A 24,654-nucleotide genomic window follows, 5' to 3' on the forward strand; every position below is an offset into this window, starting at 1 on the left:
TATACCTTTAATAAAATATTAAATTAGTTAGTTTTGTATTATACTTTATCATCAAGTTATATAGGAGGGTTTTATGCTTAAAATTGGTTTTATCGGTTGGAGAGGAATGGTAGGCTCTGTTTTAATGTCTAGAATGTTTGAATCAAGAGATTTTGATAATATATCTCCAACCTTCTTTTCAACATCTCAAGCTGGTCAAGACCCATCAGGTTTTATACGACAATATGGTACATTACAAGATGCTTTTAATATAGAACAGCTTAGCAAAATGGATATCCTATTAAGTTGTCAAGGGGGAGAATATACAAAAGATATTCACCCAAAACTTAGAGCTAATGGTTGGCAAGGTTTTTGGATAGATGCTGCATCTACTTTACGCTTAAATGGGGATAGCACTCTAGTTTTAGACCCATTAAATCTAGCCCAAATAACTAATGCTATTGACGATGGTAAAAAAGATTTTATTGGTAGTAACTGTACTGTTAGTTTAATGTCTCTAGCAATAGCAGGACTATTAAGAGAGAATCTTGTTGAATGGGTTAACTCTAGTACTTATCAAGCTATTTCAGGCTCAGGTGCTGCTGCTATGCAAGAGTTATTAGAACAGACATCTTTACTAAACAAAACCAGTGATATTAACCAAAATATCTTAACAAGAGAAAGAACTCTACGTGAACTATCAAAAAATACTGATCTAATACCTCGGCAAAAAACGGGACAGACACTTGCTTATAATCTTCTACCATGGATTGATATTGCTATGGATAATGGCCAAACTAAAGAGGAATATAAAGCATCTACTGAACTTAATAAAATCCTTGATACTAAAAAAACTATTCCCGTTGATGGCGTATGTGTTAGAGTGCCTAGTTTAAGATCACATTCTCAAGCACTTACTATAAAACTTAGAAAGAAATTAACTATTGAAGAAATTAAGGCTAAAATCTCTAACGGTAACAAGTGGGTCAAAGTAGTTGAGAATAATAAAGAAGATACTCTGAATAATCTAACTCCCCAAGCAACCTCTGGAACTCTAGATATAGCTATTGGACGTATAAAGCCATCATTATTAGCTGATGATATCTTTCATTGTTTCACAGTTGGAGATCAGTTGCTTTGGGGAGCAGCAGAACCTTTAAGAAGAGTTTTAAATATTATCAAGGATAAAATCTAACTATTATATAATCAAATAAAGCTAATATAATGATTTAAAGAATATGTCAAAAAAGTAGGTACCAAACAGATCACCAACTAATAACTTATTCCCAAACGTATCCTTTTGCAATATCACAAGAATCTACCTTTGAATGTAATCTAAAAGATTTAACATTCTTAGTTATTGGACAAGTACAATTTGTAAATTCTTTAGAACCTTTTCATATTTGCAAGGCTGAGCCATACAACCTGCGACATCAATATTTGAACATTTCGGCCCACCTTCTGGTCCTGTAGCACCATAATCCTTATTCATATCAAAACTATACGTTGATATCAAATCATAACCAGGGATAAATGATACTCTATCATCTTTTATATTCTGAGCAGCGACATATGAACACACAGGAGCTATTTTGCCTTTACAGTCACCCTTTCCTCCAGGCAAACATGTCGATGCATTTTTGCACTTAGAGCCATCTTTACCACACACAGCTACCGTCTCATAATATACACCAAGATTCATAATACCATCCATATTGACATAACTTGGTCCTGTAAAAACTTTACATCTACAATTAGCTGCTTTGCCATCTTTATTTACTTTACATGGAAGACTTGGATTTTTAGGATTTACATCTGTTGGTGATGGCGGCCCTGAGAAATGACAATTTGCAAAAGTCGCATGAGGACAATATAACTGTTTACTTTTACTTGCCACACCAGCTCCAGCCCAAGCCGAACCTGAGCTTGTAGGCCAGCAAGTTGTTTTACAAAAAGGTACATTACTACAATTATTCCCACAGAAAGGTTTAACACTGCTACAATTTCCCCTGGCTTAAAAACTGGGCAACTAAAGCCCTTTGCAATTGCTGAACACGAATAAGTCAAAGCAAAAATCAATAGTGTAAATTTTATCATTTTTCTCATAATAACTATTTTCCTATAATTTAAAAGATTTAATTCGATTATACGCTATTTATTTTGCTCACAAAAGATAATTTAATATAATCAACGACCTCTTCCATTTTATAACTTCTAGCTCCTTTGACTATTATTTTAGTTTCAAATGGCTCATATTTCTCTATAAACTCTTTCAGATCTCTATTTAGATTTTCTTTTGCTTCATAGTAATCTATTCTTTGATCATTAGCCTCTTTAAGTACACAGCTCATTAACTGGCTATCTCCAAATAAGAAAACCCTATCCAAACAGGCTTGTCTTAACCATTGTCCCATTTGTCTATGATAATTCTCAGCCTCATCACCTAACTCTTTCATAGAGCTTGCAACAAGTATTTTCTTACCTTGAAAATCAGTTAAATCATCAACAGCTGCTTTCATTGCAGCAACACTAGCATTATAGGTATCATCGACTAAAGTTAATTTATTAGTCAAATTCTCAGTATAAAACCTACCCTTATAGCTTCTGATTTTTTGAGTATTTGCTAAAAACTCACTTGGTGCAATACCTACAGCAACTACACATGCAATAGCTAATATACTATTGAGTAAATTATGCTTGCCAATATTAGGTAGGCTATAGTTATACTCTTTATCAAATATTTTAACTTTAACATCATAATACTCTGATGATACTTGATAATCTAGAAGTAGAATATCAGCAGCTTTGTTGCTCATTGAACAGGTTATTTTATGACAATCCAACTTATCTACATAAATAGAAACTCTCTCATCATCAAGATTGACAATACAATAACCATCTTTAGGCAATGCTTTCAAAAGCTCTCCTTTCTCTATCATTACTCCATCTAAAGTTTTAAGATTTTCTAAGTGGCTAGCCCCAACATTTGTAATCATTGCAATATTTGGTTGAATAATATCAGCGGCTGCTTTTATTTCACTTCTGACATTTGTACCAGTTTCAATTACAGCAAAATCAATATCTTGTGGTGTTTCTAATATTGTCATTGGCACACCAAGATAGTTATTGAAATTACCTTGCGTGAAATGAACTTTTTTATTCGATAAAAGAGTTACAATCATCTCTTTTATTGTTGTCTTACCACAACTTCCAGTTAAGGATATTATCGGCATATTTAATGATTTACGATATTCTTTCGCTAAAGTTCTTAGGCCATTGATAGTATTACCACAAACTATCTGTGGAATATCTAAATCTTGTTTCTTTGAAACTAAAAGTGCCCTCGCCCCATTAGCAATAGCACTTAAAATAAACTCATGACCATCTCGATTAGCCACAATTGCTACAAATAATGCATCTTGTTTTATCTCATTTGAGTTAATAGTTACTGTTTGAATTGAAACATCTTCACCAACATATTCTAAGCCAGCTTGCACTGCTAATTGTTTTAGTGATTTGATCATATTTGAGAATTATAAATACTTATATAGATAGATTCTAAGATAATCCCTAACTAAACGCTAGTTATTAATATTGTTAAGATTTATTTTAAGCATTATTATTTGGGCAGTCATAGACAGATCCTGTCACAGAATAGTTAGTTTGTTGATAGCTAGAGTTATAACCTCCTTCAAAGCTACCTCCCCCTCCTCCAGTATCTCCATCTTGACTAGATATTAACTGAATATAGTTACCACCCATTTGTGCAGCCTCATTTCTTACTTTATTATAAGCCCCTTCCTGCATATTATTATTAGATGTAAATGCCCCAGTAAAGAAATTTCCTTGAGTTGATGTAACAGTATTAATAAATTTACAATCTTTTGCTGGAGCAGCTCTAGATATTTGTACCTTGCTGGCAGCAGGATTAAATTGAATAGATGAACAGCTCGCTAATAAAACCATAATTATAGGTATAATAAATATTTTCTTATTAATCATTTTTTAATTTCAATTCATAGGACAAAGTTAGTTAAATTATAAGGCTTTACTTGCTATATTCAAGATTTCTATAGTATAACCCTTTTGATTATCTCTCGCTCATCAAAATGTCTTTTAACACCCTTTTTATCAAGATAACATTCATGGCCTTTACCTGCTAAAAGAATAACATCTCCAGCCTTAGAATTCTCAATAGCATATTTTATAGCCTCTTCACGAGATGAAATAAACTTATGTTGATTTGCATTAACAAAACCTTTCTGAATATCATTAAAAATATTACCTAAATCCTCAAAACGGTTATTATCTTCGGTAATTATTATTTTATCAGCATACCTTTCAGCTATTGATGCCATTTCAGGTCTCTTTGTTATATCTCTATCGCCGCCACAACCAAATATGCACCATAAAGTACCCAAAGAATAATCTTTTAATGTCTGTAGAGCTTTCTCTAAAGCCTCAGGCGTATGCGCATAGTCAATTATAACTTTAACATTATTAGTCAACTGGATAACTTCCATACGTCCTTTTACTGGATTAATTAAATCTACATTTGCTAGAACTTGCTCTCTAGCTATATAGCCATCTAATGCCGCCAAGCTTAAACCCAGATTCATTAAGTTAAACTCACCTATTAAGCAAGTTTTATACCCACCCACAAATTCTTGAGCAATATACAAATCAAAACTTGTCTGCATATTTTTAATATCACTGACTTTCAAATATATATCAGCTTGCTTTGACTTTAGACTTACAGTTACAACTTCACAGCTACAGATAGCACAGAGTTTTTTACTATAGTCATCATCTACATTTATAACTACTTTCTTTAGGCTCTTAAACTGGAATAACTTAGCTTTCGCTTCAAAATAAGCATCCATAGTCTTATGATAATCAAGATGGTCATGACTAAGATTACTAAACACTGCTGTATCAAAATCTAGTCCAGCAACACGCTTTTGATCCAATGCGTGTGAGGATACTTCCATTATTAAATTCTCATAATCACTATAACTCGATACAGTCTGATATAAAGATAAAACATCAAGTGTAGTATGAGAACTCTCTTTTAGATCTGGGTAAATACCATTACCATTTGTACCTAACAGTAATGTTTTTTGTGCATTTAAATCTATAAATTGTGCAATATAATTAGAAATTGAAGTCTTACCATTTGTGCCTGTTATACCTATGATATTTTTTGGCTTTTTGTAGTCATAAAACCATATAGCAAAACTTGCGAGTTTATTTTTCAAATCCTCGACGTAAAAGATCTTATCCCTATCCTCAAATTCGATACTATCAGTTAAAACTAAATTAACACCTTTAGAGATAACATTTTTAATATACTTATTACCATCTGTAGTTTGTCCTCTTAGGGCAATAAATGCAGACTCTTCATTACATTTACGACTATCCAAAAAAACAAACTCTATTTGTACTTTTACATCATTTTTAACTTGAATACCTAAGAATATAAGTATTTGTGATATAGATTTCATTATTTAAAACAAAGTTCTAAGATATGCCAAGCAGTTTTACATATTTTTATTACTAATGCAAAACAATATTATCATCTATAAACTAGTCTAAATATGCTAAACTTTTTATGTTTACAAACTTAAAATAATAAGGTCTAACAATGAAAAAATTAATTATATCAATACTATTTGTAAGTTTAATATCTCTAGGATACTCTAATAGCTTATACAGACCCGCCGTTAAAGCTGGTAATTTTTTATATATATCCGGTCAAAATGCCCAAAGCAATAATGAATCATTAAAGAATGAAGATATAACTCAACAGACTAAAAAGGCGATTCTTTTAATAGAAAAGACATTAAAAGCACATGATTACACTTTAAATGATATCGTTGATGTAAATGTTGCTATTGCTAAACAGAAAGATTTTAAAGATTTTAATAAGGAATATAAAAAATACTTCACAAATAAACCTGCTAGATCTACATCTTTAGGTGTTCTTCATCAAAACATAGGTGCTTTAGTTGAAATATCTGCTATTGCATACAAGAAGTAAATTATTTTTTAAAAGCAGGAAAACCTAGTTTTTCTCTTGCATTGTAATACTCTTGTGCAACTTGTAAAGCTAATTTCCTAACTCGCAAAATGTACCCTTGTCTCTCTGTAACAGATATTGCATGACGAGCATCTAGTAAATTAAAGGTATGCGAAGCTTTTAAGACAAACTCATAAGCAGGGATCGATAGATTCTTTTCAACTAGTCGATACCCTTCTTTTTCTAGTAAATTAAATTGATTAAATAACTCATCCACATTTGCCTCTTCAAAATTATACGTAGACATTTCAATTTCATTTTGCATAAATACATCACGATAATATAATGGACCATTTTGAGTATTTGCCCAAAGTAAATCATACATACTGTCAACATTTTGGATATATATTGCCAGACGCTCAAGACCATAAGTAATTTCACCCATTACAGGCTTACACTCTAATCCCCCAACTTGTTGGAAATAAGTAAACTGAGTAATTTCCATACCGTTTGACCATACTTCCCAACCAAGCCCCCAAGCACCTAAAGTTGGCGACTCCCAGTTATCTTCGACAAATCGGATATCATTCTCTAGAGCATCTATACCAAGTTCCTTTAGTGAACCTAAGTAAAGCTCTTGAATATTATCTGGTGAGGGTTTCATTACAACCTGATACTGATAATAATGTTGCGTACGATTTGGATTTTCACCATAACGACCATCTGTTGGTCTTCTTGAAGGCTGCACATAAGCTGCTGTCCATGGCTCTGGACCTATCGCACGTAGTGTTGTAGCTGGATGAAATGTCCCAGCACCTACTTCCATATCCAATGGTTGAATAATCGCACATCCTTTAGATGCCCAATAATGATGTAGTTTTAAAATAATTTCTTGAAATGTAAGCATTTTGAATATTTTTTAACCTAATTAATTGACATAAATTCTAACATATTTAAAGTTAGAGTTGCGAAAAATGCTTAGATGATAATGATATTTCTCTCTAGATACGAAAAAATAATGAAAATGCCATCGGCTCGTACCTTTACAGTAAGCTGTTATTTGATCTACTCCATTAGAAAAGATACACATAAGAAAGCCGAGGATTGTGATTCTAATGAGTCTAAAACGGCTTTACATCTTGGTGTTAGCTTTGAGTAATTATAAAATTTGAGAGCTTGCTGGCTCTTTCTTTATTTTTTTAGATAATTTTGTTCACATTTAAGATTTCGTGTACGAAGCGAAGCGCAGAGTAATCTGTCTAACATCGAAGGCATGAAGCCCATTGACTTGTTATATGTACTGCTAATTTCATTTTTTTATTACCAGAAGCCTCTAAGAAAATACCCCTTCATCCTCTATTCATGATGTGGTCATGCCCATCTAAGCTGTGAATAATAAGCGCTACTTTGTCACTGGATATACCTAACTTTTCGTATAGGGCAAAAACAAGAAGTGTTTCTATAAATATGGACTTCTTATATAGGCTAATATCACTTTCTTGGTAATCATTAGCATGGGTTATATCATTTCTCAGTTTGCAAATTCCAGAAATATCGCTGCCAGAAAATATCCATTTATCTCGTATTTCCTTAGGTAGAGACTTATAGAAATCACCAATACATTTCACGGTATTGTATTTAGAACCATTATACCTAAGCAGATCTTTTAAGAAGCCGATAACTGACTTCTTATCGCCAAATCTTTTAACAAGGCACGATTCAAACTTATCAATTAGTGAACCTAGAATTTCTTCATTAACATAATTCTTTGACTTGAAGGCAAGGGACTCAAGGAGTCTAAAATAACCTAAAAACCGTTCTTCAACGCTGTTCATATCTCTATATTTTCGGTATTTCTTCCACTTTGATGAATTATCGTTATCTAACGAGAAAAAACGGTCAAAGACAGAAATATCGAATTCGGGATATCCAAAGGTATCGAATCGTAGATCTCTACCCAGTGGGTATAGAGGATATCTGCTCTTACGTTGGTGACAGTATTTGGTATGGGGATAATATAAAGATGCTTTCATTGTAGAGTACATAGTTGTATCGAAAGTAATCTTCAGACTGTTAACACTAATATCATTACCAATGATAAAAGACATTAGGTCATAGAATCTGTCATACAACTCTTTTAGGCAGACCAGTGACTGCTCTTCAGAAAGCAGAAGATGGAAAGATGGTGGGAAATGTACACCTGAAGAAAAGTCGCTCGCAGAATAATGAGCACTGACGTTGTATCCTAAAATGATATGACCGACGCCCTGAATAGGCACTTTAAATTGAGTAGGATCAAAGTCCTTGTCATTAAAAATAAAAAGCTTCTTTTCTTCACAGTACTTTAATATTTTCTCTTGAGTGTTCGTATGTGAAATCCAGCTTTTAGCCTCTTAGAAATCAACTGAAAAACCTCAGAACTTCTGCCCTTGATGCACTCTACCCGTAAAGTATGCGAAATAATCAACTTCATAAACATACTCAAAAAATCCAATCTTGTTATGCTCCAATATTCCAGATTGGCCGCGAAGCACCTTTAAATTCTTCAATATATATGACTTAGTATACCCATTGCACCATACTTCATCAATATCTGAAAAACCCAAAGAGAATCCTCTACTCTCATTTGTCTCACCCTTCACTGTCAGTGTTACTTTATCAGGTGATAATTCTAAGCGTCATGCAAAATGGTTTTCACCGTCCTCCACTCTCACGTCAAAACTGTATTCCTTATTGAGTTCAAGAATCTCTATTTCTTCCATGATTCTCTCCAGAAGTAAAATGATTGCTCCTATTGCTAACTAGAAAGACAAAAACCAATGAGGTCAGTCATCATAATGGCAAATAGATAGTTAAAGGATTTTCTACTCTTCTCATCTATATATAAAATGCCTAAGCAAAAAATATTATACCATCCCCAGTATAAATTGATGTAACCCATTAAAATTAATCAATTTCCACTCCCAATTTGGCAAACCAACTGTACCTGGGGTATTTAGCCTAGCTTCACTACCTAATTCTAAAATATCTTGAATTGGTAATATTACATATTCAGCATCACAGTTTAGTAAATACTTAATAATTTTTCTAAAAATATTTTTATCATTAGCTTTAAAATAACGTTTTAAAAGCTTTCTTTGGTATCTATTTAGTTCATCGAAATACCAACCTTTTAGAGTATTATTATCATGCGTTCCAGAGTAAGCAACAATATTTGGATCTTCAATAAAATTACCAGTCTTAAGATCAAAATGAAAAGGAAAAACCTTCATACCTTTTAAATTATAGTGATCGCGTAACTCCAACACTTCAGGACGTAAATCTCCAAGATCCTCAGCAATGATATTTGCACCAGGTAATTTCTCAAAAACCGTATTAAAAAACTTATATCCTGGAGCTTCTATCCATTCTCCATTGATAGCTGTTTTAGCATTAGCTGGAATCTTCCAATATGTATCAAATGCTCTAAAATGATCAATCCTAACAATATCAAATAATTTGAAATTACCTTTTAAACGCTCTATCCAAAACTCAAAACCTGTCTTTTGTAATTTATCCCAATCATATAGGGGATTGCCCCACAATTGGCCAGTTGCAGAGAAAAAATCTGGCGGAACTCCTGCTACAAATGTTGGCTTTTGGTCTTCATCTAACAAAAATACAGCTTGATGCTCCCATACATCAGCAGAATCAAAACCTAAATAAATAGGTAGATCTCCCATAATTTGTATAGAATTTTGATTAGCATATTTTTTTAGTTCAAACCATTGTCTGTAGAATATATATTGTAGAAATAGTTCATAATCAATATCTAACTGATATTGATCAGTATCTATAGATTTATCCCTGATCCAGTTTTTATACTCTTGTGGCCAAAGGTTCCAAGCTTCGTCATTATTAGCCTTCCTAAAGGCTTTAAAAATAGCATATTTCAAAACCCAACTATTTTCATCAATAAACTTTTGATACTCTAATTTAAGCTTCCTATTTGTAGATATTTTAAAATTTTCAAAAGCTCTATCTAATAATTTAGCTTTATGTGATCGGACAACATCATAATCAATAGTATCTAAATTAGCATTTAAATACTCAATATCAGAATTCTCAAGCAAACCTATATCAACTAGATTATCAATAGATATATATATTTTATCTCCAGCAAATGATGAACTAGACTGATATGGTGAATTTCCATAGCCTAACGGTGTAAGTGGTAATACTTGCCATATTTTAATATTTGCTTTTTTTAAGATATCTACAAATTTATAAGCATTTTTACCTAAGTCGCCAATACCAAAATTACTAGGTAAACTTGATACAGCTAATAAGACTCCAGTTTTTTCCATATATTTTCTCTAAATTAAAGCATACATTGAGTTAAGCTATTGTGAACTGATGAGTAGACAGTTACGATTGTCTGAACTTTAGTGAGTTTTATAACTGTCATTAGTTCACAATAAAGCAATAGCACAGTGCTAGGCAGTTTTGCATACCTTTTCTGCCATGAAAAAAGTATGCTGCTATAACTTACAAAGCAAGTTGCAAAAAACATCTCTTTAGATTAAATCTTCCAAATATGTTTGTTATATTGACTAATAGTTCTATCTGAACTAAAGAAACCAGATTTAGCTGTATTTACTAAGCTCATTCTTAGCCAATGTTCGCGATATTCATAATCTCTAAATACTTTATCTTTAATTTTAATATACTCAACTAAATCTATCAAAGTCATAAACCAATCTTTACTAATTAGCTCATTAAACAAGGGAATTAATTTGTCTTTATCCCCAATTGATAATAAGGTTGGAGAAATTATAAAATCAACAACATTTTTAATAACTGGATTGTGATAATAATCTATCGACTTATAGCCATGTGTTTTATATAAGTCAATAATCGTATTGCTATCTTTACCAAATGTATAAATATTAGTACTTCCTACTAACTCCGCTATTTCAACGTTAGCACCATCCATAGTACCAAGAGTAATAGCTCCATTTAGCATGAACTTCATATTACCTGTACCACTAGCTTCTTTAGAGGCTAAAGATATTTGTTCAGAAACATCTGTAGCTGGAATCAGTTTCTCAGCTACACTAACATTATAATTCTCAACAAAAAGTACACGAATATATTGATTAACCTCTTCATCATTATTAATTAGCTCTTGTAAGCATAAAATCAAATGAATAATGTGTTTAGCAATCGTATAAGCAGGAGCAGCCTTACCACCAAAAATAAAATTAATTGGTCGCTTAGGCTTTAGATAAAGCCCTGATTTAATTTCAAGATATTTATGAATGATATATAAAGCATTCATTTGTTGACGCTTATATTCATGAATACGTTTTATTTGAACATCAAAGATACCATCTTTTAATAGATCGACACCTGAATAATAGCTTGCAAACTCTATAAACTGCTCTTTTTTAGTTTTTTTAATATCATCAAGCTTAGTCAGTACATTTTTATCATTGTGATATGCTAATAGTTTTTCTAATTGTTTTGAATCTTGGATATAACTATCACCTACTAAATTTTTCAGATAAGATGCTAATTCCGGATTTGCTTGCAACAACCAACGTCTAAATGTAATACCATTAGTTTTGTTATTAAATTTAGTCGGATATATATCATTAAAGTGCTTTAACTCTGATTTTTTTAAGATCTCTGTATGAAGTGCAGCAACACCATTAACACTAAAGCTGTAATGAATACAAATATGTGCCATATGAACACAATCATTATCATCAATTATCGCAAGCTCATGATCTTTATAGTGCTCTTTAGTTTTCTTATCTAAATATTTAATAATATCTATCATTTGACTAGATAAAACTTTTTCTAAATAACTTAAAGGCCACTTTTCTAAGGCTTCGGCTAAAATCGTATGATTGGTATACGCGGCAGTTTTACTAACAAGCTCTATAGCTTTATCAATATCTATACCATTAGCTACCAATTGACGAATCAACTCAGGAATAACTAAAGTTGGATGAGTATCATTAATTTGTACAACAGCATACTCTGGTAAGTTTTCTAATGAATAACCATTTTTAGTAATATCTGAGAAAATTAAACTAACTGCATTGCTTACCATAAAATATTGTTGGAAAATTCTTAAAAGATGGCCATCTTCATCACTATCATCAGGGTATAGAAATAGTGTCAAATTTTTCTGTATAGCAGTTTTATCAAAAGATATATCATCCTCTATCACATCTGGATCAACACTAGTAATATCAAATAAGCATAATTTATTTACAAAATTATTTGCGTAACCAACTACATCAATCTCGCATAATTGGGACTCAACGCTAAAATTATTAAAATCAATTTTATAGCTCGCATCTTTCTTATTTAACCAACCTAGCTTTTCTATCCAAGGATTTGGTCTTTCACTTTGGCTATGATTTTTAAATTTTTGCTTAAATAAACCATAATGATAGTTCAAACTAATACCTGTACCTGGAATACCTAAAGATGCTATAGAGTCTAAAAAACATGCGGCTAATCTTCCTAAACCACCATTACCTAAAGATGGTTCTGGCTCAAACTCTTCAATTTGTACAATATTTTTGCCACTATCTTTTAATACCTGACAAACATCATCGTAAACACCTAAATTAACTAGGTTACTAATTAACATTTTTCCAATCAAAAACTCACTAGAAATATAGTAAATTTTCTTTTTATAACTTTGCTCAGGAAGTTTAGCTGTTTGTTCTTTAGCATAGGTTAACAAAGCATAATACAAGTCTTGATCATTTGCTTGGCTAACATCACAGTTTAGTATTTTTTCAAGATATAGCTCTATCTGATTTTTTTTATTCATTTTAATAAAACCTTTAATAAGAAATTTACTTCAGTTAAAAAATATTGATTTAATTTGGCAATATAATGTCATTAAAACATTTTCTATACAAGATATATGAGATTTTTTTAATCTATTTCCTTTACTAATTGTTGATAAATACCATATAGCCTGTTAGCCGCAGCGCTCCAGCTAACATCTTGTTGCATTGCTATTTGTCTAACTTTTCTCCAATCAACTTTGCGATCATATAATGCAAAAGCTCTGCGAACAGCTCGCTTGTAACTTTCTACTGTAAATTTCTCAAATACAAAACCTGTTGCAGTGTTATCTGCTAAGTTCTCTAAAGAGGTATCTGTAACTGTATCTGCTAGCCCTCCTACCTTATGAACTAAAGGTAAAGTACCATAAACTAATCCATAAAGCTGCGTTAAACCACAAGGTTCAAAGCGAGAAGAAACCAAAATAACATCACAAGCTGCAACAATCTCATGAGCATATTTCTCATCATAACCTATCTGCACAGATACAGAATTAGGATATTTTTCTGCTATAGTTTTAAATTCATTTTCTAAAATACGATCGCCACTGCCTAATAAGACAAGCTGTCCACCTTTAGATAAGATTTCTTCTAAACCAGCAATAACAAGATGTAACCCTTTTTGTTCTGTTAGACGACTAACTAAACCAAATAAAGGCGCAGTATTTTGGATCTTAAGACCTTTTGATCTCTGTAAAAATGATTTATTTTTTGCTTTACTAATAGCAACAGATCCTTTAGAGTATTTATTTTTTATAACAGGATCTATGCGTGGGTTCCAAACACTAGGATCTACCCCATTCAAAATACCATATAAATCATTTTTCCTTTTAGATAATAATCCATCTAAACCACAACCTTGTTCATATGATTGAATTTCTTTAGCATATGTTGGACTAACAGTAGTAATTTTATCAGCAAAGTTTAAGCCTGCTTTCAAAAAAGATACTTGCCCATAAAACTCTAAACCATCCATACCTAGGAAACTTTTAGGCAAACCTAATTCTGGAAATATATCTATTGGGAAGAGCCCTTGATATGCTAAATTATGTATAGTAAACACAGACTTGACACTTTTTATACCTGTTGTGATTTCTGCTGCTTTTATATATGCAGGAACTAGTCCTGAGTGCCAATCGTGGCCATGCACTATATTAGGAATCCACTGACAATCCAAGCCCTTTACTAGCTCAGCTGCAACCCAACCTAATAATGCAAATCTTTTATAATTATCTACGTACCCATTATTATCTTTATCAGCATAAGGATTTCCTGGACGATCATATAAACTAGGAGCATCAATCACATATATTTTGATTTCTGTATTAGGGATCTTTGCTATAAATATAGCTACCTTATCATCAAATTTTGTTGATAGCTCTATTAAAAGTTCTTTTTCTTCAACATTGTTCATAAATGCTGGAAAGCCAGGAACTAAAACTCTACTGTCAACACCTATTTCTGACAATGCCGGAGGTAACGCAGCTGTAACATCGGCAAGACCTCCAGTTTTTAGTAGTGGATATAGCTCACTACAGACATGTAAAATTCGCATGATTTTCTCTTATATTCAATTAACTTATTTTATTAACTTATCAATCATAGGCTTAGTAACTAAGACTACACCTTTGTCAGTTCTAAAAAAATTCTTAGCATCTTCTTTAGGGTTCTCACCAATAACCATGCCATCAGGAATATCACAACCTTTGTCAATTACAACTTTTTTCAAACGACAATTCTCACCGACGACAACACCCGGCATTATAACCGACTGATCAATAATACAGTATGATGATATCCTAACATTTGAGAACATTAATGTCTTAGAAAGCTCTGAACCAAGTACTATACATCCGCAAGAAGCTAAAGTATTTGTAATAACACCATTGTTACCTTTTTGATCCGGTACAAATTTCGCAGGAGGCAACTGCTCTTGAGCAGTCCAAACAGGCCAGTCTTTATCATATAAATTAAACTCTGGCATATTTGCTGCTAAATCAAGGTTGGCTGCCCAAAAAGCATCAATTGTACCTACATCTCTCCAATATGGTTCAACACCCTCACCTCTAGGTACACAAGACATGCTAAATGGGTGAGCTAAAGCCTGCTGCTCTTTTACTGCTCTTGGAATTATATCTTTTCCGAAATCATGACTTGATAGATTATTTGTAATGTCTTCTTCAAGAAGATCATATAGATAATCCGAGTTAAAAATATAAATACCCATACTTGCTAAACATCTATCTGAATCACCAGGTATTGTTGGAGCATTCTCTTGAGGCTTCTCAACAAAACCTGTCACTTTACGCTCTTTATCAATACCCATTATCCCAAAGGCAAAAGCCTCTTCTTTAGGAATTTCAACACACCCTACTGTACATTTACAACCACTTTTCGCATGATCACGTAACATTACAGAATAGTCCATCTTATAGATATGATCACCTGCCAATACAACAACATATTCTGGAGAATATGAGCGTAAAATATCAATATTTTGGTAAACCGCATCAGCTGTACCTCTATACCAATGCTCTTCATTAACTCTTTGTTGTGCAGGAAGTAAGTCTATAAACTCATTTAACTCACCTCTTAAAAAACCCCAGCCACGCTGTAAATGACGTAATAATGAATGTGACTTATATTGAGTCACAACTCCTATTTTACGTATCCCAGAATTTAAACAGTTAGATAAAGCAAAATCTATAATTCTAAACTTACCACCAAAATAAACCGCTGGTTTTGCACGAGTATCAGTCAGATTATATAAGCGAGATCCGCGACCTCCTGCCAAAACTAATGCCATAGCTTTTTTATATAATTGATGATTTGGTGAGGTATCAGAATATTTCATAATATTATTAACTCCTTTGTTTAATATTTCCTTACGAATTAGGTTATAACAGTTGGTTTATTCATTCCTGTTAAAAATTTGACATTTGTCAAACTCTCTGCGGTATCTACTAAATCTGCTAAAGCTTGTTGTGTTGGGATATCAAAACTGTTAACATCCTCTTGATATTTCTCTAAATATACTCTTAAAGTAGCTCCTTGTGTTCCTGTACCAGATAGCCTAAATACGATACGAGAGCCATCTTCTAAAATAACTCTAATACCCTGATGATTTGAAACTGAACCATCAATTGGATCTTTATAACTAAAATCATCAGCCTTGCATACAGTCTTACCACAAAGCTTACTTCCTTGTAACCCTATAACCTTCTGTCTTAATGAGGACATAATTTGATTAGCAATTTTATTATCAATTGCCTCATAATCATGTCTAGAATAAAAATTGCGCCCAAATTTTTGCCAATGTTCAATTACCAAATCATCTATATTTTTATTTGTTGCAGCTACTAAATTTAACCAATATAAAACGGCCCAAACACCATCCTTTTCGCGAATATGATCAGAGCCTGTTCCATAACTTTCTTCGCCACAAAGGGTAATTTTGTTAGCATCAAGAAGATTACCGAAAAACTTCCAACCTGTTGGAGTTTCAAAACATGGGATATTTAAAGATTCTGCCACTCTATCGACAGCCGTTGATGTTGGTATAGATCTTGCAACACCTTTAAGTCCTTTTAAGTATACTGGGATAAGATTCGCATTAGCAGCCATAATAGCTAAACTATCTGACGGTGCTACATCAATCTTTTTACCAACAATCATATTTCTATCTGCATCGCCATCAGAAGCTGCTCCAAAATCATACTCACCACTTCGCATGTGCTTTACTAAATCTGCAGCATTTACCGGATTAGGATCAGGATGAAGACCACCAAAATCTTCTAAAGGCTCGGCATTAACAACCGTTCCAACAGGAGCATTTAATATGGTTTCAAAAATATATTTTGCATAAGGTCCAGAAACAGCACTCATTGAATCAAAACGAACTTTAAAACCTTTTATAAATAACTGACGAATTTTTTCAAAATCGAATATTTGTTGCATTAACTCAGCATAATCAGCTACAGAATCAATAACTTCTACGGTCGCACTTTCTACTACGTATGTACCAACTTTGTCTAAATCTATAGTAGCTTGGCTAGCATCACTTATATAATACCTATCAATATTTTGAGTTTCTTGATAAATTTTGTCTGTAAGTTTCTCTGGAGCAGGACCTCCATTTGAAATATTATATTTTATACCAAAATCACCATTTGGACCACCAGGATTATGACTTGCAGATAAAATCACTCCACCAAAAGCTTTATACTTTCTGATCACACAACTAGCAGCAGGAGTTGATAATATGCCATTATGACCAACAATTATTTTAGAAAATTTGTTAGCTGCAGCTATATGGATAATAGTCTGTATTGCTACTTTATTGTAATACCTACCATCCCCACCTACTACTAAAGTTTTACCTGCGATATTATCTAAGGAATTAAATATTGATTGAACAAAGTTTTCTAAATATCCAGACTGTTTAAAGACTTTGACTTTATTACGTAATCCAGACGTTCCTGGTTTTTGATTAGCAAAAGGTTTTGTCGATACAGTTTGAATTGCCATTTTCTTTATTTTACCTTAGTGTTTTGCTATTGATTAATACATAATCAACATTCCATAAATAAAACTAATATACTATTCATCTTACCACTATCTTTCTCAATTTAGAATGATTAATAAACTTATTATTTATAGATTTTTTCATACTTATTTAGCTAATTTATTAAGCTGATATAAACTTAGTAATACTATAGCTGTTAATAATTTGTTAGTATAAAAACAATGATATTTATAAACTTCTTAACAGACTCTACTTTTGTGGATGATGAAGTTCATTTTATATTTTTTTTGATTAGGAGCTTTATGAAAAAATTAAAACAAAGTTTTGACACAAACACACACATAAGCGATCTAGATAAGTGCTACTTCCATGAAGGCAAACATATCTATGCATATAATTTTATGGGTGCTCATAAAGCTCGAGAGGATAAGGTTACAGGTATCAGGTTTACAACATGGGCTCCTAATGCTAAAAACATTTGTGTGATTGGTGATTTTAGTTTCTGGGGAATAAATGATAAATACTATATGAAAGCTATTAGTGAGTTAGGACTATGGAGTATCTTTATACCTGAAGCAAAGGAGGGAGATAAATATAAATTTGTTGTTACAAATAAAGATACTAACCAACAAGTCCATAAAAGTGATCCTTATGCAGTTTTATCTGAATTAAGGCCAAGTACAGCCTCTATTATCAATACAAAGACAAAATATAAATGGCATGATGATAAATGGCTTAAAAAACGTGCAAAAGTTGATTATTATCAAAATCCTATCAATACTTATGAGCTTCACCTAGCATCTTGGAAAACCAAAGATGATGAATTTATGAGTTATGATGAAATAGCTGAAACTCTTCCAAAATATGTTAAGGAAATGGGATATACCCATGTTGAATTTATGCCTCTTCATGAGCATCCTTTAGATGCCTCTTGGGGATATCAACCAACTGGATTTTACTCTGTAAATAGTCGTCATGGCGATTCTGTAGGTTTAAAACGTCTTATTGATAAACTACATAATAAAAATATTGGGGTAATTCTAGACTGGGTTCCTGGACATTTTTGTAAAGATTTACATGGCTTAATAAACTTTGATGGTAGTGCTTGTTATGAATACCAAAACTATAACAAAGCTGAAAATAAAGGTTGGGGTACAAAAAACTTTGATCTAGGTCGAAGTGAAGTCAAATGTTTCCTCATATCAAATGCAATGTACTGGATAAATGAGTTTCATATTGATGGAATTCGTGTTGATGCTGTATCAAATATCCTTTACTTAAATTATGATAGAGAAGATGGGCAATGGGAGCCAAATATCTATGGTGGGCATGAAAATCTAGAAGGAGCAACATTCTTAAAAGAGCTAAACAGCGTACTTAAACACACATGTAAAGGTGCTTTGACAATAGCTGAAGAATCATCATCTTGGCCAGACATCTCAACGCCTGTAGAGGATGGTGGTCTTGGTTTTGATTTTAAATGGAATATGGGATGGATGAACGATACTCTAAGATATATTGCATTAGACCCTGTTTATCGTAAATATCATCATAATTTAATTACCTTCTCAATGGTATATCACTACTCAGAGAAATTTATATTATCAATATCTCATGATGAAGTTGTTCATGGCAAAAAATCTCTAATCAATAAAATGTGGGGAGATTTATGGAATAAATATGCAGGCTTACGCTTGTACATGACATACATGATAGGACATCCTGGTAAAAAGCTTATTTTCATGGGTAGCGAATTTGGACAATTTGTTGAATGGCGAGAGTATGAACAGCTGCAATGGCAAGTTGTTGATGAATATGATGCTCATAAACAAACACTAACCTTTTTCAAAGAACTAAATGATTTTTATCGTCGTGAAACAGCTCTTTGGGAATGTGATTATGATCACCAAGGTTTCAATTGGATAGATGCAAATAACTCCGAACAAAGTATTTTATCATTTGTAAGAAATGATAAGGCTGGCAACCATTTGATTTTTATATGTAACTTCACACCTGAAGTATATTACAACTATCATTTAGGTGTTCCAAGGGCAGGCTCATATAAAGAAGTTTTTAATTCAGATGAACTCAAATTTGGCGGTTCTGGACAAATTATCGAAAATAAAATATTTACAGAACAAGAAAATTTACATAGCTTTGATCAAAGATTGAGCATCAAAATACCTCCAATGGCTACGTTGGTTCTAAAACCGGTAGCTTCGTAATAGCAATAATCATACGTATATTTAATTGAAAGAGAAATTATATTATATGCAAACAATAGATCAGAATATTTGGATTCAAGACAAAGCTGGAAATTTTAGCTTACTAAATGTTGCTCATGATATTAATCTAGACTATGAAACAAATAGTATTAGATTTAGGATACAAGCAAACGGATTCTTACATGGATATGTTGTAGGAAAATTTAACAACTGGCAAAAGCAAGAGGAGCTTAAACTTACCTGGACTATAGATAGTAATGATGGCAGCTTATGGCTAACTAAAGATATATTTGCTATAGAAAATCTTAACCCAGGAACAAACCAATACTCTTTTATATTAGTTGATTTAGAAGGTAGTGAATTTAAAGTTTCAATAAATGATAATGATTTTATCCCTTTAAGTTTTAACTGGCTTGTTAGCTCAAATAAACTAGAAATTAAATCATCCGAAAATTTTATAGCTCTAGGTTATAAAGTCGACTTAGCCGCTGTTACAAAATCAGTTAATCAACGCTATAAAATTGTAGATGTAGACTGGGAAATTTCCCTCAAAAGTTCTCAGACACACATCACTAATAATAAACTTTTCGTTGATCCAAATATTAGTAAGGAAACATCTCAAATTAATATCAAATGCTTTAGTAAACAAGATCCTTCTATTAGTGCTGAGAAAAGTTTTGATATAGTTAGAGAACAAAGACATGGAGCTCTAGTACACTTTATCAAAAAAGATGGTCTATACCATGGAGAGAACTTTAGCTGGGATCTATGGACTTATAGTGAAGATCAATCAACTGAAATAGTTTTTTTATCTAGCCAAAGTGATTTTGGGGTTTATGCTATATGTAACAAAAATAATGTTATAGCTAGAAAAAAAACATGGTCCATGCATTGGCATAATGAATGGGCTGAACAAACTAACTCCTTTGATATATCTGAACAATATAATAACTATTACATTATTCAAGGTGATGCTCATATTTATACTTCTCTAATAGATGTTATAAATAGAACAAACCCTAAAATAGAATATACTGTAATGGATCAAAGTGATAAAATTAAAGCCTACTTATCAGATAAACCACAAATTGGGACACTTTTTGAACTATGGATAAATTCTAGCAAAGTTGCTGATATTGATATTATTATAAAAGAGAAGTCTCAACAGATAATATTTACAAACCTTCCAAGTAATATAAAAGGTTCAGATTTAATTGAAATCCGTGCAAACAATATTTTTTTACCAACAAAAGTATTAATGGGGAACTACCTAGATAAATTTTACTATCCAAAAAATGATATGGGAGTAATTTTTAACGAAAATATAATATCCCTAAGACTATGGGCACCTACAGCTAAAAAAATTGAAGTTCTTTTGTATAATGAAGACTCACCTAATAACAAAAAGCAACCTGACTCCTCATATGAACTAATACCAGAATTAGAGTACGGAACCCACCATGTGAAAATAAATCGCAGTAGCTACGAAAATAAATATTATTTATATAAGTTATATTTTGATGATTTAGATCCTAGAGGAAATATCTACACAAAAATAACCTACGCTGTAGACCCTTATACTTGTGGATTAGGCATAAATGGTGATTGTGGTTTCTTGGTAGATTTAAATAATTCTGAGCTAATGCCAGAAAAATGGTTAGAAGATAAATCTCAAAAAATTACAAACAAAAATAATGCTATTCTTTATGAAGTGCATTTGCGTGATTTCACAATAAGCCCAGAAAGTGGCATAGATGAAAATCTTCGTGGTAAATTTCTCGGTGCAGTAGAGGAAAATTCTATTTATGCAGATAATGATAAACAGATATCAACAGGAATAGATAGTTTAGTAGAACTTGGTATAACTCATATACATCTACTACCTATTTTTGACTTCTCTTCGGTTGATGAAAAAAAAATCGATGAAGAAGACAACAGAAACTGGGGATATGACCCTAAAAACTATAATGCCCCTGATGGTTGCTACTCACTGAACCCTTATGATCCAACTCAAAGAATCAAGGGTGTTAGAGAAATGGTTTTAAAATTCCATCAAAAAGGTATTGGTGTTGTAATGGATATGGTTTATAACCATATGACTGATACATCAAACTTAGATAAAATTGTACCTAAATACTATTTTAGAACTGATAAGTTAGGTAATTTTACTAATGGTTCAGGTTGTGGTAACGAGTTAGCGACTGAACACCCTATGGTAAGTAAATTTATTCAAGATTCTGTTGTTCATTGGATTAAAAACTACAAAATAAATGGTGTGCGTTTTGACCTAATGGAGTTGATTGACTTAGATACTATAAAAAATATTGTCACAAAAATAAAGCAAGTTGACCCTAATATAATCATATATGGCGAACCATGGAAAGCTGATAATTCACCGTTAACAAATGGGACTCACCGTGGCACTCAAAGAAATCAAGATTTCTCTATTTTTAATGACTCCTATAGAGATGCTATCCGTGGTAACAACAACCCTGGCAAAGGTTTTATAAATGGTAACTCTCACAACCCTGAAAATATAGGTAATGTTATCGAAGGTTTGAGAGGCTCTATCCATAACCTAACTGCCAAACCAAATGAATCTATCAACTATGTTGATGCCCATGATAACTACACACTATGGGACCAAATTGAAAAAAGCCAAAATCATAATATCGCAACGAACTGTTATAGAAATAATCTTCCTAGTAATATTTTTGAAAATACTCTTGTACGACAAAATGCCTTAGCTTTAGGGATAATACTAACCTCTCAAGGAATACCTTTCATACATGGTGGTGCAGAGTTTCTAAGAACAAAGCAAGGCGATCATAATAGTTATAAAAGTGACGATGAAATTAATGCCTTTCATTGGTCAGACAAACTACATTACAAAGAGTTCTTTAACTATGTTAAAGGATTAATAAAATTACGTAAAGAACATCCCGTATTTAGAATAAATAACAGAAAAGTTATTGATAAAAACCTAAATATAACAACTGCTCATCATGACAGTAAATCTGGTGTTATTATCTCTCACTTTAAAAACTACGCTAATGGTGATAGTTGGAAAGATATTATTATTGTTTATAATGCGACAGCTATTGATAATTACGAGATAAATGATCTTTTACCAAAACCTGATAGTAAAGTATGGTATATTGTCGCTAATCATGAACAAGCAGGCACAGAAACCATACAAAAAGTCAATATTGGTAAACTTCCAAGCTTAAGATCCCACTCATTAATGATTATCCATAGTTAACAAATCATAGGTTAAAATATATGCTAGATATCTCTAAAGCCCCTATAAACACTAAAACTAAATTTTTACTGTCAACATCTGGTAGTAACTCATCAATAACTAGACATAATACTGCTATACAGAGATTAGGTCTAAATCTCTGTTATTTCACATTTAAAGAGACAATATCTGCTAAAACTTATACTGATACTATTAGAGCACCTTTTATAAACGGTGGTACTGTCACAGCTCATAATGGTCTAAAATCAAAGGTGATCTCTTTCTTAGATTATGTTGAACCTCTTGCACAGCAAACTCTAGCTGTAAATACAATTATTAATAAAGATGGTAAGCTTTATGGTTATAATACTGATTGTTATGGTTTACAAATTGCTTTAGCAAAAGGTATCAAAGAATCTAAGCAGAATATCAAAACTGCCATAATTTATGGTAATGGCGGAGTCTCTGGAGTTGCTTTTAAAGTCTTACAAGACTTAGGTATCAAAGTAACTATCATCGGTAGAAATGCTGAGAAAATGACTCAAAAAAGAAAAGAACTTGGTATAGAGAACATTCCCCATTTTGAAGGACCTTATGATCTAGTAGTAGATGCAACTCCTATTTCATCATCACCTGATCTAGAGCAAAATATTCAGTTTATAAATCTAATTAAAGGCACAAAAATAGTATTTTGTCATGCTATGCCTGAAAAGGCATAATAAGAAAAATTACCTACTAAAGTATTGTAATGAAAATAATATTTTCTATATATCAGGTGAAGGTATGTATATTGCCCAGCTTATAAAACAATATATGATATATTTTAAGAATATCAACCAAAAAAAATTACTGAAGAAGATATTATTGAAGCTTGGGAGTTGTAGTAAAACAAACAATAATTAAGTTTTTATTCCTAAATATTAAAATTCAACTATAAAAATATTTTATAAAGTGGTATTGAATAACAGGGACAATTTAGTTTAACTAAAGTAAATTTCTCCCCAGATTGAAAATTTGGAAATTCAATATAACCTTTATCCCCATATATAATAGCACCATTTTTCATAATTAAATTATAACTGGTTTTTATATTAGCAAAACATCCAGATTTAAATCTAAACATATAATTTGCTACTTCATCAACACCTAGATCGCTAAAATGTACCATAGACTTAATTTCTTTTGGAAGCTCACCTAAAATGTAACATATAAATGAAATTGGATAAATACCCATATCTAATGTAACACCACCTGCTAAGTTTGGATCTTTCAATCTTTTTTCATACTCAGTTGCTACAAAATTACCAAATGATATATCAATTTCTTTTACATTTCCTATTTCACCTTTTTGTATTTTATTCTTTATTAAATTAATACTTGGTAAAAACCTTGTCCAAATAGCCTCCATTAGAAAAAGATTTTTTTCTCTTGCAATACATACTAATTCTAATGCTTCTGTAGCATTTACTGTAAAAGGTTTTTCTATAAGTACATGTTTGTTATGCTCTAATGCTAGCTTTGCATTTTCAAAATAAAAATTATGTGTAGTTCAATATATATAACATCAATTTCTTTACAATTAACTATTTCCTGATAATCAAAGTAATGCTAAATATTATTTTTCTCTGCAAAAGACTTTGCTCTTTCTAATGACTTAGATGCTACAGCAACTAATTTGGCATCAGGTATTTGTGCTATTGCCGCAGTCATTTTTTTAGCAATATTCCCAGCACCTATAATACCCCAATTTATACTTTTTTTATTAGACATATATTCTCCTATAAACATAATAAGCTTATCTAGACAGACTT

18 protein-coding genes and 1 pseudogene are annotated in these 24,654 nt (G+C 32.0%); 5 read left to right on the top strand and 14 right to left on the bottom strand.

What is annotated here, in order from left to right; translation table 11 throughout:
- The first annotated feature begins 73 nt into the window (after window positions 1-73).
- The gene (gene asd / locus CDV26_RS08470; protein WP_088772909.1) at window positions 74-1,174 is read left to right on the top strand and encodes an aspartate-semialdehyde dehydrogenase; all 1,101 of its coding nucleotides are present in this window, start codon (window positions 74-76) and stop codon (window positions 1,172-1,174) included.
- A 162-nt stretch (window positions 1,175-1,336) separates the two neighbouring features.
- On the opposite strand, the gene CDV26_RS08475 is transcribed toward asd, so the two are convergent.
- From CDV26_RS08475 to CDV26_RS08490, 4 genes are all read right to left on the bottom strand, one after another.
- Complete coding sequence (locus tag CDV26_RS08475) at window positions 1,337-1,876, bottom strand: hypothetical protein (RefSeq protein ID WP_245806424.1); 540 nt, start codon at window positions 1,874-1,876, stop codon at window positions 1,337-1,339.
- Between the two features lie 247 nt (window positions 1,877-2,123).
- Complete coding sequence (locus CDV26_RS08480) at window positions 2,124-3,503, bottom strand: UDP-N-acetylmuramoyl-tripeptide--D-alanyl-D-alanine ligase (RefSeq protein ID WP_088772910.1); 1,380 nt, start codon at window positions 3,501-3,503, stop codon at window positions 2,124-2,126.
- 85 nt (window positions 3,504-3,588) lie between these two features.
- Window positions 3,589-3,981 (bottom strand): DUF4156 domain-containing protein, encoded by a 393-nt coding sequence (locus CDV26_RS08485; RefSeq protein WP_088772911.1) that lies wholly within the window; start codon window positions 3,979-3,981, stop codon window positions 3,589-3,591.
- Between the two features lie 68 nt (window positions 3,982-4,049).
- On the bottom strand, window positions 4,050-5,483 hold the full coding sequence (locus tag CDV26_RS08490; protein WP_088772912.1) for a UDP-N-acetylmuramoyl-L-alanyl-D-glutamate--2,6-diaminopimelate ligase: 1,434 nt from the start codon (window positions 5,481-5,483) through the stop codon (window positions 4,050-4,052).
- Window positions 5,484-5,623: 140 nt separating this feature from the next.
- On the opposite strand from CDV26_RS08490, the gene CDV26_RS08495 reads away from it, so the two are divergent.
- Window positions 5,624-6,019: a RidA family protein gene (locus tag CDV26_RS08495; protein WP_088772913.1), complete on the top strand. Its 396-nt coding sequence runs from the start codon at window positions 5,624-5,626 to the stop codon at window positions 6,017-6,019.
- 1 nt (window position 6,020) lies between these two features.
- Here CDV26_RS08495 and glyQ read toward each other — a convergent pair whose 3' ends face one another.
- The 8 genes from glyQ to CDV26_RS08535 all read right to left on the bottom strand — a co-directional run bounded on the left by glyQ (window position 6,021) and on the right by CDV26_RS08535 (window position 17,379).
- Window positions 6,021-6,905 (bottom strand): glycine--tRNA ligase subunit alpha, encoded by an 885-nt coding sequence (glyQ, locus tag CDV26_RS08500; RefSeq protein WP_088772914.1) that lies wholly within the window; start codon window positions 6,903-6,905, stop codon window positions 6,021-6,023.
- A 442-nt stretch (window positions 6,906-7,347) separates the two neighbouring features.
- Window positions 7,348-8,031, bottom strand: coding sequence for a HEPN domain-containing protein (locus CDV26_RS08505; protein WP_157671557.1), 684 nt, complete (start codon window positions 8,029-8,031; stop codon window positions 7,348-7,350).
- Window positions 8,032-8,412: 381 nt separating this feature from the next.
- The gene (locus CDV26_RS08510) at window positions 8,413-8,604 is read right to left on the bottom strand and encodes a hypothetical protein (RefSeq protein WP_211276363.1); all 192 of its coding nucleotides are present in this window, start codon (window positions 8,602-8,604) and stop codon (window positions 8,413-8,415) included.
- Window positions 8,605-8,904: 300 nt separating this feature from the next.
- The gene (gene malQ / locus CDV26_RS08515) at window positions 8,905-10,344 is read right to left on the bottom strand and encodes a 4-alpha-glucanotransferase (protein ID WP_088772917.1); all 1,440 of its coding nucleotides are present in this window, start codon (window positions 10,342-10,344) and stop codon (window positions 8,905-8,907) included.
- Between the two features lie 215 nt (window positions 10,345-10,559).
- Window positions 10,560-12,833, bottom strand: coding sequence for a glycogen/starch/alpha-glucan family phosphorylase (gene glgP, locus CDV26_RS08520; RefSeq protein ID WP_088772918.1), 2,274 nt, complete (start codon window positions 12,831-12,833; stop codon window positions 10,560-10,562).
- Between the two features lie 107 nt (window positions 12,834-12,940).
- Complete coding sequence (gene glgA / locus CDV26_RS08525) at window positions 12,941-14,407, bottom strand: glycogen synthase GlgA (protein ID WP_088772919.1); 1,467 nt, start codon at window positions 14,405-14,407, stop codon at window positions 12,941-12,943.
- A gap of 24 nt (window positions 14,408-14,431) precedes the next feature.
- Complete coding sequence (gene glgC, locus CDV26_RS08530; RefSeq protein WP_088772920.1) at window positions 14,432-15,706, bottom strand: glucose-1-phosphate adenylyltransferase; 1,275 nt, start codon at window positions 15,704-15,706, stop codon at window positions 14,432-14,434.
- Between the two features lie 38 nt (window positions 15,707-15,744).
- Entirely contained in the window at window positions 15,745-17,379 is a 1,635-nt protein-coding gene (locus CDV26_RS08535) for an alpha-D-glucose phosphate-specific phosphoglucomutase (protein ID WP_088772921.1), read from the bottom strand.
- A 300-nt stretch (window positions 17,380-17,679) separates the two neighbouring features.
- On the opposite strand from CDV26_RS08535, the gene glgB reads away from it, so the two are divergent.
- The 3 genes and pseudogenes from glgB (at window position 17,680) to CDV26_RS08550 (ending at window position 23,727) form a co-directional block, all read left to right on the top strand.
- Window positions 17,680-19,602 carry a 1,4-alpha-glucan branching protein GlgB gene (glgB, locus tag CDV26_RS08540; RefSeq protein WP_088773482.1) on the top strand — a complete coding sequence of 641 codons (1,923 nt, stop codon included), beginning with the start codon at window positions 17,680-17,682 and terminating at the stop codon, window positions 19,600-19,602.
- A gap of 46 nt (window positions 19,603-19,648) precedes the next feature.
- On the top strand, window positions 19,649-22,864 hold the full coding sequence (gene pulA, locus CDV26_RS08545) for a type I pullulanase (protein ID WP_088772922.1): 3,216 nt from the start codon (window positions 19,649-19,651) through the stop codon (window positions 22,862-22,864).
- 20 nt (window positions 22,865-22,884) lie between these two features.
- Window positions 22,885-23,727 (top strand): annotated as a pseudogene (locus CDV26_RS08550) (shikimate dehydrogenase family protein).
- A gap of 47 nt (window positions 23,728-23,774) precedes the next feature.
- On the opposite strand, the gene CDV26_RS08555 reads toward CDV26_RS08550, so the two are convergent.
- Both CDV26_RS08555 and CDV26_RS13655 read right to left on the bottom strand, forming a co-directional pair.
- Window positions 23,775-24,251 (bottom strand): Gfo/Idh/MocA family protein, encoded by a 477-nt coding sequence (locus CDV26_RS08555; protein WP_088772923.1) that lies wholly within the window; start codon window positions 24,249-24,251, stop codon window positions 23,775-23,777.
- 200 nt (window positions 24,252-24,451) lie between these two features.
- Window positions 24,452-24,613, bottom strand: coding sequence for a Gfo/Idh/MocA family oxidoreductase (locus CDV26_RS13655; protein WP_157671559.1), 162 nt, complete (start codon window positions 24,611-24,613; stop codon window positions 24,452-24,454).
- Window positions 24,614-24,654 lie beyond the last annotated feature (41 nt).

Source organism: Francisella halioticida, from assembly GCF_002211785.1.
GTDB lineage: Bacteria > Pseudomonadota > Gammaproteobacteria > Francisellales > Francisellaceae > Francisella > Francisella halioticida.

Excerpts from the sequence above, each read along its gene's own strand:
- CDV26_RS08495 (WP_088772913.1), top strand. The coding sequence starts at position 5,624 with ATGAAAAAATTAATTATATCAATACTATTTGTAAGTTTAATATCTCTA.
- asd (WP_088772909.1), top strand. The coding sequence starts at position 74 with ATGCTTAAAATTGGTTTTATCGGTTGGAGAGGAATGGTAGGCTCTGTT.
- CDV26_RS13655 (WP_157671559.1), bottom strand. The coding sequence starts at position 24,613 with ATGTCTAATAAAAAAAGTATAAATTGGGGTATTATAGGTGCTGGGAAT.
- CDV26_RS08490 (WP_088772912.1), bottom strand. The coding sequence starts at position 5,483 with ATGAAATCTATATCACAAATACTTATATTCTTAGGTATTCAAGTTAAA.
- CDV26_RS08555 (WP_088772923.1), bottom strand. The coding sequence starts at position 24,251 with ATGGAGGCTATTTGGACAAGGTTTTTACCAAGTATTAATTTAATAAAG.
- glgP (WP_088772918.1), bottom strand. The coding sequence starts at position 12,833 with ATGAATAAAAAAAATCAGATAGAGCTATATCTTGAAAAAATACTAAAC.
- CDV26_RS08535 (WP_088772921.1), bottom strand. The coding sequence starts at position 17,379 with ATGGCAATTCAAACTGTATCGACAAAACCTTTTGCTAATCAAAAACCA.
- glgA (WP_088772919.1), bottom strand. The coding sequence starts at position 14,407 with ATGCGAATTTTACATGTCTGTAGTGAGCTATATCCACTACTAAAAACT.
- glyQ (WP_088772914.1), bottom strand. The coding sequence starts at position 6,905 with ATGCTTACATTTCAAGAAATTATTTTAAAACTACATCATTATTGGGCA.
- glgB (WP_088773482.1), top strand. The coding sequence starts at position 17,680 with ATGAAAAAATTAAAACAAAGTTTTGACACAAACACACACATAAGCGAT.
- malQ (WP_088772917.1), bottom strand. The coding sequence starts at position 10,344 with ATGGAAAAAACTGGAGTCTTATTAGCTGTATCAAGTTTACCTAGTAAT.
- CDV26_RS08480 (WP_088772910.1), bottom strand. The coding sequence starts at position 3,503 with ATGATCAAATCACTAAAACAATTAGCAGTGCAAGCTGGCTTAGAATAT.
- pulA (WP_088772922.1), top strand. The coding sequence starts at position 19,649 with ATGCAAACAATAGATCAGAATATTTGGATTCAAGACAAAGCTGGAAAT.
- CDV26_RS08505 (WP_157671557.1), bottom strand. The coding sequence starts at position 8,031 with ATGAAAGCATCTTTATATTATCCCCATACCAAATACTGTCACCAACGT.
- glgC (WP_088772920.1), bottom strand. The coding sequence starts at position 15,706 with ATGAAATATTCTGATACCTCACCAAATCATCAATTATATAAAAAAGCT.
- CDV26_RS08485 (WP_088772911.1), bottom strand. The coding sequence starts at position 3,981 with ATGATTAATAAGAAAATATTTATTATACCTATAATTATGGTTTTATTA.